At 64.5% G+C, this 8,878-nt stretch carries 4 protein-coding genes; all 4 read right to left on the bottom strand.

Going from position 1 to position 8,878, the window contains the following annotated elements; genetic code table 11:
• Nucleotides 1–369: 369 nt before the first annotated feature.
• On the bottom strand, nucleotides 370–801 hold the full coding sequence (locus DYI37_RS19845; protein ID WP_147307962.1) for a hypothetical protein: 432 nt from the start codon (nucleotides 799–801) through the stop codon (nucleotides 370–372).
• Nucleotides 802–819: 18 nt separating this feature from the next.
• Nucleotides 820–1,830 (bottom strand): DUF7146 domain-containing protein, encoded by a 1,011-nt coding sequence (locus tag DYI37_RS19305; protein WP_158555233.1) that lies wholly within the window; start codon nucleotides 1,828–1,830, stop codon nucleotides 820–822.
• Between the two features lie 137 nt (nucleotides 1,831–1,967).
• Nucleotides 1,968–6,326, bottom strand: coding sequence for a strawberry notch family protein (locus tag DYI37_RS19300; protein ID WP_116684908.1), 4,359 nt, complete (start codon nucleotides 6,324–6,326; stop codon nucleotides 1,968–1,970).
• A gap of 164 nt (nucleotides 6,327–6,490) precedes the next feature.
• On the bottom strand, nucleotides 6,491–8,701 hold the full coding sequence (locus tag DYI37_RS19295; protein ID WP_116684907.1) for a ParB/RepB/Spo0J family partition protein: 2,211 nt from the start codon (nucleotides 8,699–8,701) through the stop codon (nucleotides 6,491–6,493).
• Nucleotides 8,702–8,878: the final 177 nt, after the last annotated feature.

Here is an 8,878-nt window from a genome sequence, read left to right as displayed (position 1 = left end):
GATCGCTGTAGTTCTGCTCGAACGGCGTGCGTGGTCTTGGCGCTGCCGTGAAGAACCTGGCCCATAGCGCTTCCCTCTCTTTGAAGGTCAATGATACGCCATCACACTGCGGGACTAAACACCTAGCCCGGAGGGACAAGACTGTGCGCGTCAGGTGACCATGCGGCCGCGCCCGTGGGCGGCTCGGGACGAGACGCTTCCGGCGTACCTGGCCGCAGGGAGAATGATGTGCAGAGGCTTGGTCGACCTTCATGGTCGACTAGAGCGCGGCCCCGCTTGCGGGGCGTGCCGAGGTCTGTTTCTACGAGGCAAGCGCTTAGACAGAAGCGGACAAGCCTGGAAAGTGCGGCTCTGAACGCAATTCTCCCTTTAGGGGTGCGATAGCAGCCGTACGGAAAGGGTTCGCCGAGTGAAGCGATCATCGACCCGATGGCTATTTGGTTTGGATTCGACGCTAATAGTCCAATCGAACGCTTTGTCGCCGATGCGGCCAACGCCGACGGCATGTTCGGTATCAGGTTCGTCTCGAGGGAACGTGGTGCGGAGCCCGATCGATCGCAGGATCAGGCTCTCCATTGTATGGCCGAGGGCAGCGACATCGGGTGTCACAATCACTTCGCCGGCGGGGCAGGTTGAGGACCACCCCATCGCGAGCTGGCGGCGGAAGGCGTCGTTGCGTGCGGCAAGGGCTCGAGAACGGTCAAGGTCGATCGTCGGGCCGCCGCAGGCGGGGCATCGGTCAATGCGGTGCTTGGCGGATGAAGATGTCCGGCGGCAGGTTTTGCAATAGAATCCGGTCATGGTGTCGGCCTCGCAGCGTTAGCGGAACGCTTCGGCAACGGGGCCGAAGTCGTCTTCCATTCGGTTGAAGAGCGCTTCTGTGCCGAAGCGGATGAGGTCGTCATTGAAGTCGTTGTAGATCGGCTCGTGGATGATGACCTTTCGACCCGTGGCGATGGCCCGTTCGGCGAGCGTGTTGGCCCCCTTTTCGCCAGCCTCGTCGAGGTCGCGGAAGATCCAGATCTCGCCGACATGATCGGGGATCTCGAAGAGGCCGAGATGCGGCGCCGTGAGGCAGGCCGCGATCGGCAGCTTGGTCAGAACGGAACCGACCGACAGCATGGTCTCGATCCCCTCCCCGCAGCCCAGGACGCCGTCTTTTTGGCCGAAGCGCACGGCATTGCCGTAGAGGCGGCCCATGACGCGCTTCGGTTCGTCCAGAGAGGACAGCGACCCGTGGTCGACGTCGAGCCAGGTGCGGGCGACGCCGGTGGTGTTGCCGCCGTTGTCGGTGATGGTCGCAAGCATGGCAGGCTCGGCGGTCATGTCGCCGCCGTCTGGCGGCTTGTAGTAGACGCCCGGATGATAGGAGAGGGCTTTTCCGAAGCGCTCGATGCCGCGGTTGCGCAGATAGGCTTCGGCGGGCGTCCCGGCGATCGGCCTGGCGATCGTCAGGAGACGGCGCGCGCGCTCGATCTTCGGCGCCGTGTCGAATTTGGGCAGCGAGCGTGTCGGCTCGATGCGGCGGACCTCCGGCTGACCGAGGAAGCTGCGCGCCTCGTTGGCGATCTCGACGAAGTCGTGGAGCCCCTTCACATGCGAAATCATGTCGAGGAGGTCGCCGTATTCGCCGGTTGCATAGTCGGTCCAGCGACCAGCCTTCTTGCCGTACATATCGATCAGGCGGATTTGCAGGCTCTGGCCTTCTGAGCCGGACGTGTCGCCGACTTTCCAATAGCCGCCGGCGAGCTTGCCGTTCGGCAGGTAGGATCGGCAGAAAGCCTCGGCCTTCCCGGCGAGATCACGGGATAGCTCTGTTGCGGATTGCATGGCTGTGAAACCTCTACTGCGCTGGGCGCGAAAGCGTTCGCGCGAAGGCGATCCGGACTGTGTGTCCGAACCGTTCGCGGAACCGCTCCCTGCCTCTGGCTCTGTCTGGATGGGTCGCGAGGACGTTTCGTCCTCGGTCAGGCCGCGATCTTCTCGGGGTTCGCGGGATGCTGGAACTGATCCAGCAGTGCCGTCAGGACCGTCAGGTCCATCAGCGGCACGAAGGCCCGCGTTTTCCAAGAGATGATCTCGGTTTTGCATCCCAGAGACTTGAGCACCTTCAAGGTTTCCGGATCGAAACCTAACACCTCCATTCTCGCGGCGTCCATGACACGGCTTCGGCGCAAGGTGAGCTGGTGCCCGACCGTGATCGTCTTGGCGCGATCCATAACCGCCGTATGCGCTTCCTCGGCCGTCAGGGTGACAGTGCAGTTGAGACCGAGCTTGGCGTAGACCGTGGAAAGCTGGTCGACGGTCACGAGGCGACCGATGACGCGCTCGCCGTCATCGCTCTGGAGCCGATAAACGCGCATGTTTTCCTCGGGTAGCCGGTCCCAGATGGGCAGGAGAAGACCCGAGACGATGGTGATGCGCGACGTGGAGAACTCGGGGATCGATGCGATCTCCGCGTTCCAGGCGGCCTCGAACGCTTCGTCGGTAACGGGCTTCCAGTGCGTGCCGGACATTTCCAGAAGCGTCATCGCCTCACGCGCCATCGGCCGGTAGAGGCGGACGCGCTCGATGATCCCGCCGTCATCGTTCATGATCCCGGAGGTCGGCATTTCGATCGCAGCGCGACCGGACTGCTCGTTGACGAGGAGCCGGGCGTCGGAGACGCCTCGCGCCATTTCACGCACGGCATCGAGGGTCAGAGGCCGGTTGCGCTGGGTTTCCTCGACGGTCAGCGCGGTCGTCTTGGCACCGGATGCAGCAGCCTCGAAGATGTCGGTTCGCTCAACGATCTTGAAGCTTTCGGCCGTCAGGGTTTCCAGGCCGGCGTCGAAGGTGCCGCCGGCGATCGCCGCCTCGACGATCCCGTCGAGGATCTCGGTGAAGTCGGAGAAGACGGCGTTTTGCATCTCGATGCGCAACGCAAGGCAGCGGTTGAGGAAGCGGGAGATCGGGGGCAGCTCGTCCTTCAGTGTCCCATCGCTATCGAGAAGATCGAGACCGGTCATTTCTTCGAACCGGGACAGCGAACACGCCTTGATGCCGCCCATGTAAAGGGCGGCGAAGAAGCGACGCAGCGCGAGCTTGGCGTAGGTGGATTCCAGATTGTCCTCGGCGCGGAACATGCCCTGCCCGCCCGTCTGGCGCTGGCCGCGCGTGATGGCGCCGAGCGTATCGAGGCGGCGCGCGATCGTGGACAGGAAGCGTTTCTCGCCCTGGACGTTGGTGGCACAGGGACGAAACAGCGGCGGCTGGGCCTGGTTGGTGCGATGGGTGCGACCGAGACCCTGGATGGCGTTGTCGGCCCTCCAGCCCGGCTCGAGGAGATAATGCACACGCAGGCGCTGGTTCTTGGCCGCGAGGTCCGCGTGATAGGAGCGTCCGGTGCCGCCGGCGTCGGAGAAGATCAGAACGCGCTTGTCGTCGTTCTGGAAGGCAGAGGTCTCCGACAGGTTCGAGGATGCCGGACGGTTGGCCACCTTCAGCTTGCCGTCCGTCGTCTTGACGACGCGGCGCGAGCGGCCCGTCACCTCGGCGACGGTGTCGGTGCCAAAATGCCAGATGAGCTGGTCGAGTGCGGACTGGACCGGAGCGAGGGAGCCAAGGTGCTCGATCATCGCGTCGCGGGCCTCTTCGGCCTCTCGGCAGAAGACCGGGTTGCCGTCCTCGTCCATCACCGGCTTGGACCGCAGATTGCCGTCCTCGTCGGTGTAGGGCTCGAAGAGCTGGGTGGGAAAGGAATGGGCGAGATAGTCGAGCACGTATTCGCGCGGGGTGACGTCGACGGTGAGGTCGCCCCATTCCGATGCCGGGATCTCGGCCAGACGGCGCTCCATGAGCGCCTCGGACGTCGACACGACCTGGATGACGGACGAGTGCCCGGCTTCGACGTCGCCCTCGATCGCCTTGATGAGGCTGGGGCACTTCATGGCGCAGATCAGGTGCTGGAAGAAGCGCTGCTTGTTGGACTCGAAGGCCGAGCGCGCCGCGCTCTTGGCCTGAGCGTTCATCGTGCCCTCGGCACTGGTGATCCCGGCCGCCTCCATCGCCTTGTCGAGATGGGAGTGGATGATCTGGAAGGCGTCGGCGTAGCTGTCGTAGATGCCGATCTGAGCCGGCGTCAGCTCGTGGACGAGCATCTCGTACTCGACGCCTTCGTAGGACACCGAACGGGCGGTGTAGAGGCCAAGCGCCTTCAGATCGCGTGAGATGACCTCCATGGCAGCGATGCCGCCCGCCTCCATCGAGGCGACAAAGTCAGCCCGCGTGGAGAAGGGAAAGTCGCCGGTCATCCAAAGGCCAAGACGCGAAGCGTAGGCGAGATTGCCGACTTCGGTGGCGCCGGTCGCGGAGACGTAGACGACGCGGGCACCCGGCACGGCGTCCTGAAGAAGGAGCCCGGCTTTGCCCTGTTGCGAGGGTTTCACCTCGCCGCGGTCAGACTTGCCCCCGCCGGCATTCGCCATGGCGTGCGCCTCGTCGAAGGCGATGACGCCTTCGAACTCAGCACCGAGCCAGTCAGTGACCTGGGTCAATCGACTGGCCTTCACGGTCTCACCATGCTGACGCTCGGCGGAGCGGAGGGTCGCGTAGGTGACGAACAGGATGCCCTCGTTGAGACGGACCTCCGAGCCCTGCTTGAAACGAGACAGGGGGACGATGTCGGACGCGGCACCGCCAAGCGCTGTCCAGTCGCGTTGCGCGTCCTCGATGAGCTTGTCGGACTTCGACAGCCAGACGGCTTTGCGCCGTCCCTGGAGCCAGTTGTCGAGGATGATGCCGGCGACCTGGCGGCCCTTGCCGCAGCCGGTGCCATCGCCGAGAAAGAAGCCCTGACGAAGCTTGAAGCCTTCGCCGAGCACGGCACGGATCAGGTGGCCGTTCTCGGCATCGTTGGTCCACTCGCCCTTCAGGAACTTCGCGTGGGACTCGCCGGCATAGACGATGGTCTCGATTTGGGCTTCGGAAAGAAGGCCGCCCGTCAGCAAGACGGTCGGAAGGACCGGCTGGTAGGTCGGAAGCGGCGGGGCGACGGACGCCATGGCGGCCGATTGGACGAGTTGCGTAGGATGTTCGCCTGCACCCTCGATCGAGATGGTCTGAACCTCGTAGGGTTCGTACAGGGAGGCGGTCAGCGCGGTGGTGGTCGGCGACCAGGCGCGCGGCAGGTACTCGACCGGGCCATGCGCGATCCCGTCGAGCTTGTGGCGCGAGCGAGCAAGCTCAAGCTCGCGGGTTTCGGCCTTGGCCTGCTCGCGAAGGCTCTTCAAATTCTGAACGACAGGCGCGCGCACGGGAGATGAAGGGCGCGAGGCGGCCGGGGCGGCTCGATCTGGACAATGGGCTGTGATGAGAGAGAGGAGGTCGGCCGCGGTGTCGGCATGAACGGTGTCGGGGAAGTGGGCCGCATCCTCGGCGGCGATCTTGTCGATGACGGTCAGGCGGGTCTCGGTCGTGGTGCCGTGCTTGGCGTAGGCGGAACCGGCGATGGTTGCTGAGAACGCGACACGTCCGAAGGACTGAAGCTCGATGAAGGCGTCCCGCCAAGCCGGGGTCATCGGCGCAAAGCTCGATCCAGTGATGCAGACAAGACGGCCTTTAGGCGCCAGACGGAGCAGCGCGGAGCGGATATGCCGGACGGTGGCGGATTTGTAGCGGCCGTCGACCTTCGGCGCGGCCGAGAACGGCGGGTTCATGATGACGACGCTGGGGACCACGGCGGCGTCAAGCCGATCGTGGATCGTGGCGGCATCGAAACGGGTCACGCTGCGGGTCTCGAAGATCTGCGCGAGCAGCTCGGCGCGGGTCTCGGCATATTCGTTGAGGGCGAGCGAGGCACCGGCGTTGCGGGCAAAGACCGCAAGCATACCGGTGCCGGCGGACGGCTCGAGGACAAGATCGTCCTCGCCGATCGCGCCGGCCTCGGCCGCGGCGAAGGCGAGTGGAAGCGGTGTCGAAAACTGCTGAAGGGCAACGCTCTCTTCCGAGCGCTTGGTCTGGGTCGGCACGAGGCTGGCGAGGCGCTCGATCATGCCGAGATAGGCAGCGGCCTCGGGCGTCTTGCGCCGCATGGCTGCGCCGAATTTCTTGAGGAAGAGGAGCTGGGCGACCTCGCCGGCTTCGTAGGCATCCTTCCACGTCCACCGGCCTTCGGCGTCGGATCCGCCGAACGTGGCCTCCATCACCTGGCGCTGGACCTTGGCGTCGATCTTGCGGCCTTGTTCCAGAATACGGGACAGCGCCGTCGCGGCTTGAAAGATGGCGCGATGGGTTTCGATCTTGGCGGGTTCGAGGAAGAGGCCGGGGTTCGCATCGAAAAGGTTCATCGGAAAGCTCCAGGGTGAAGGGTTTGTCGCCTTCCGCTCTCTCGATCTCGCGAAGGCTCGCCTTCGCCCCCCCTCTCTCTCACTCTTCCCTTCGTCGGCGCCCGATGATGATCGGACATAGAAAAAGGGGGCTCGCGCCCCCTTCTTCACCTCTGGTTGAGAGGCTAAGCAGCCTGGTCGGTGAGGAAAGCCGGCAGCTCTTCATCGTCGTCGGACGGATCGGCCGCGTCGTCAGCCTCGTCGGTTCCAACATCCGCAACCGGCTCCGTCTGATCGATGTCCTCGATCGAGGTTGTCGGATCGGCGTTGGTATCGGTGGCGGTGGCGCTTTCGAAGCTCATGCCTTCAGGCAACCAGCGCGCGGTCCGCTCGGCACTCTCCTTGCGAAGTCCGGCGCGGCTGCGGCCGTCTTCGGAGAACGCGGCTTCCATCGCGTCGGCGAGCTGGCCCTTCTTCTGCCCCTTGTGCTCTTCGGCCCAGGCATCGCTGATGGTCTCGCGTGCCGCCGCCATCATCACATCCTTGGTGGTGCGCTTGAAGAAGTTGGCGGATGTCGGACGCCAGCACGAGGCGACGTCGACGTCCAAACGACGCCCGGCCTCTTCGATCACCGGATTGGCATGGTGGTCGACGGAGAGCTGCTGGTTGAGGCTGAAGGCCGTCGCAAAACAGAACAGGGCCTGCTTTTCCTCAAAATGCAGCGCGCTGAGTGCCTTGAAGTCGTCCGGCCTTGGCAGCTCCATCCAGCCGAGATTGAGCGAGGCCTTGCACTTCGCGATCATCCGCTCGGCGACAGTGCCCTCCAGATGCTCCTTCGAGGCGTGCGTCATCGGCGCTGTCAGCTTCATGTCGAGCGGCTTGGGCGCATAGAAGGACCGGAAGGCGTCGAGGCACATCGTATAGACGACAAGGTCGAACGAGACGTCGAAATCGACCTGAAGGTGCGCCTGCATGGTCTGGTGACGGATCGCCCTCAGATCGTCGGCCAGCGCGGCCGACAGGCCCGCTTGCCTGAGCGCGACGGTCTGCGGCGCGTCGACCTTGCCGTCGCTGCCGACGTGTGCGCTGGTGACGGGACGGGCCGGCACGATGCGCAGCGGAGTAGCCGCGACAGGCGGCTCGGCGCCCTCGCCGTCATCCGCGGTTTCGTCGGTGTCCAGTCCGGAAGCCGGATCAGCGCTGGCGGTGGTCTCGGTGTCGGCGGTCGTCTCTTCCTTGGGAAGGTCTTCGGGGCGGACGAAGCCGCACTCGGCCTTCAGTTCGCCGGCATGATCGAGCGTCAGGATGACGCCGGAGATGGCACGAGCGTCAGCGCTGTAGACATAGGTCGGCTGACCGAGAACGGCATCGATTTCCTCCTTGCGAGCGTAGAGTGTCTCGTACTCCTCGACATCGGCCTCGTTCTCGTCGGCGCGGTCCTCGAGTTCATCGATCCGGGCTTCGATCTTGACCAACTCTTCGACAAGCTCCGGATCGTCTTCGGCCGGGATCTGGTCGGGATAGACGCGCGCGAAGCTCTGCGCATGGGACCACGACATCTCGAGCATGGGTTCCACCCAGCGCCATTCGCCTTCGAGCTTGGTCGCTTCGCCGGCAAGCTTGTCCTGAGCAAGCCGTTCGAGAAGGCCGGCATCGTCCAGGTAGCAGGTGGTTGTGGTGGAGAAGAGGTCGCGCGTGACCTTGCCGCCTGCGGCCTCGTAGGCTTCCACGCCGACGAAGCTGCCGAGGCGCCCGTCGGCGCGCACCGAAGTTTCGGTCAGCATACGGCGGATGGTCCCGGGCGTATCGCCCCACGTCGCGTTCAGCATGTGCTCGACGCGAGCCAGCACCTCGATCTGCTTGTCGTGGCACGGCGTGAGGGTGAAGGCGGTCAGCGCCTCCAGCGTCATTTCGCCCTGGCGATAGCGGTCGAGGATCCTCGGGGAAACGCGGGCAAGCTTCATACGCTTCTGGACGTGGGCCAGCGCGACCCCGAAGCGATCGGCGACGTCGCGTTCGCTGGCGCCGTTCTCGATGAGCTTGGCGAAGGCATCGAACTCGTCGGCGGGGTGCATGGGAACGCGCGCGACGTTCTCGGCAATCGAGGCTTCGATCGCCTCGTCCTCGTCCATGATGCGGCATGGCACCTTGTAGTCGCCGTCGATGACACCCTTGGCGCAGAGGCTGGCAAGCGCGCGGTAGCGGCGGCCGCCATAGACGACGAGGAAGAGATTGTCGGCGGCGGCCTCGACGCCGATGTTCTGCTCGAGTCCATGGGCGGCGATCGAGGCCTCCAGCATGGCGTCCTCGGCTTCGCTCGGCTGAACAGTGCGAACGTTCTTGAAGCTCATGGCGAGCTGCGAAAGGGTAATCTTGCGGATGGTGGTCGTCTTCATCGGATGTCTCCGGTTAGCGACGAGCCGGGAAAGCCTCTCTCTCCCTTGGAGCCCGTCATTCGGGCTCCCCTTCCTCTTCCTCTCTCTGAACCCGGACCGCGGCCCTACTGCGATAGACGGTCGCGTCGCAGCTTCTCGCCAAGGAGCTGGTTTCGGATGCGATCCGCAACATCGATA

Source organism: Fulvimarina endophytica, from assembly GCF_003403015.1.
Classification (GTDB): domain Bacteria; phylum Pseudomonadota; class Alphaproteobacteria; order Rhizobiales; family Rhizobiaceae; genus Fulvimarina; species Fulvimarina endophytica.
This window is presented reverse-complemented; position numbering and strand designations above follow the sequence as displayed.

Coding starts and splice junctions, on each gene's coding strand:
- DYI37_RS19845 (WP_147307962.1), bottom strand. CDS start 801: ATGACCGGATTCTATTGCAAAACCTGCCGCCGGACATCTTCATCCGCC.
- DYI37_RS19305 (WP_158555233.1), bottom strand. CDS start 1,830: ATGCAATCCGCAACAGAGCTATCCCGTGATCTCGCCGGGAAGGCCGAG.
- DYI37_RS19300 (WP_116684908.1), bottom strand. CDS start 6,326: ATGAACCTTTTCGATGCGAACCCCGGCCTCTTCCTCGAACCCGCCAAG.
- DYI37_RS19295 (WP_116684907.1), bottom strand. CDS start 8,701: ATGAAGACGACCACCATCCGCAAGATTACCCTTTCGCAGCTCGCCATG.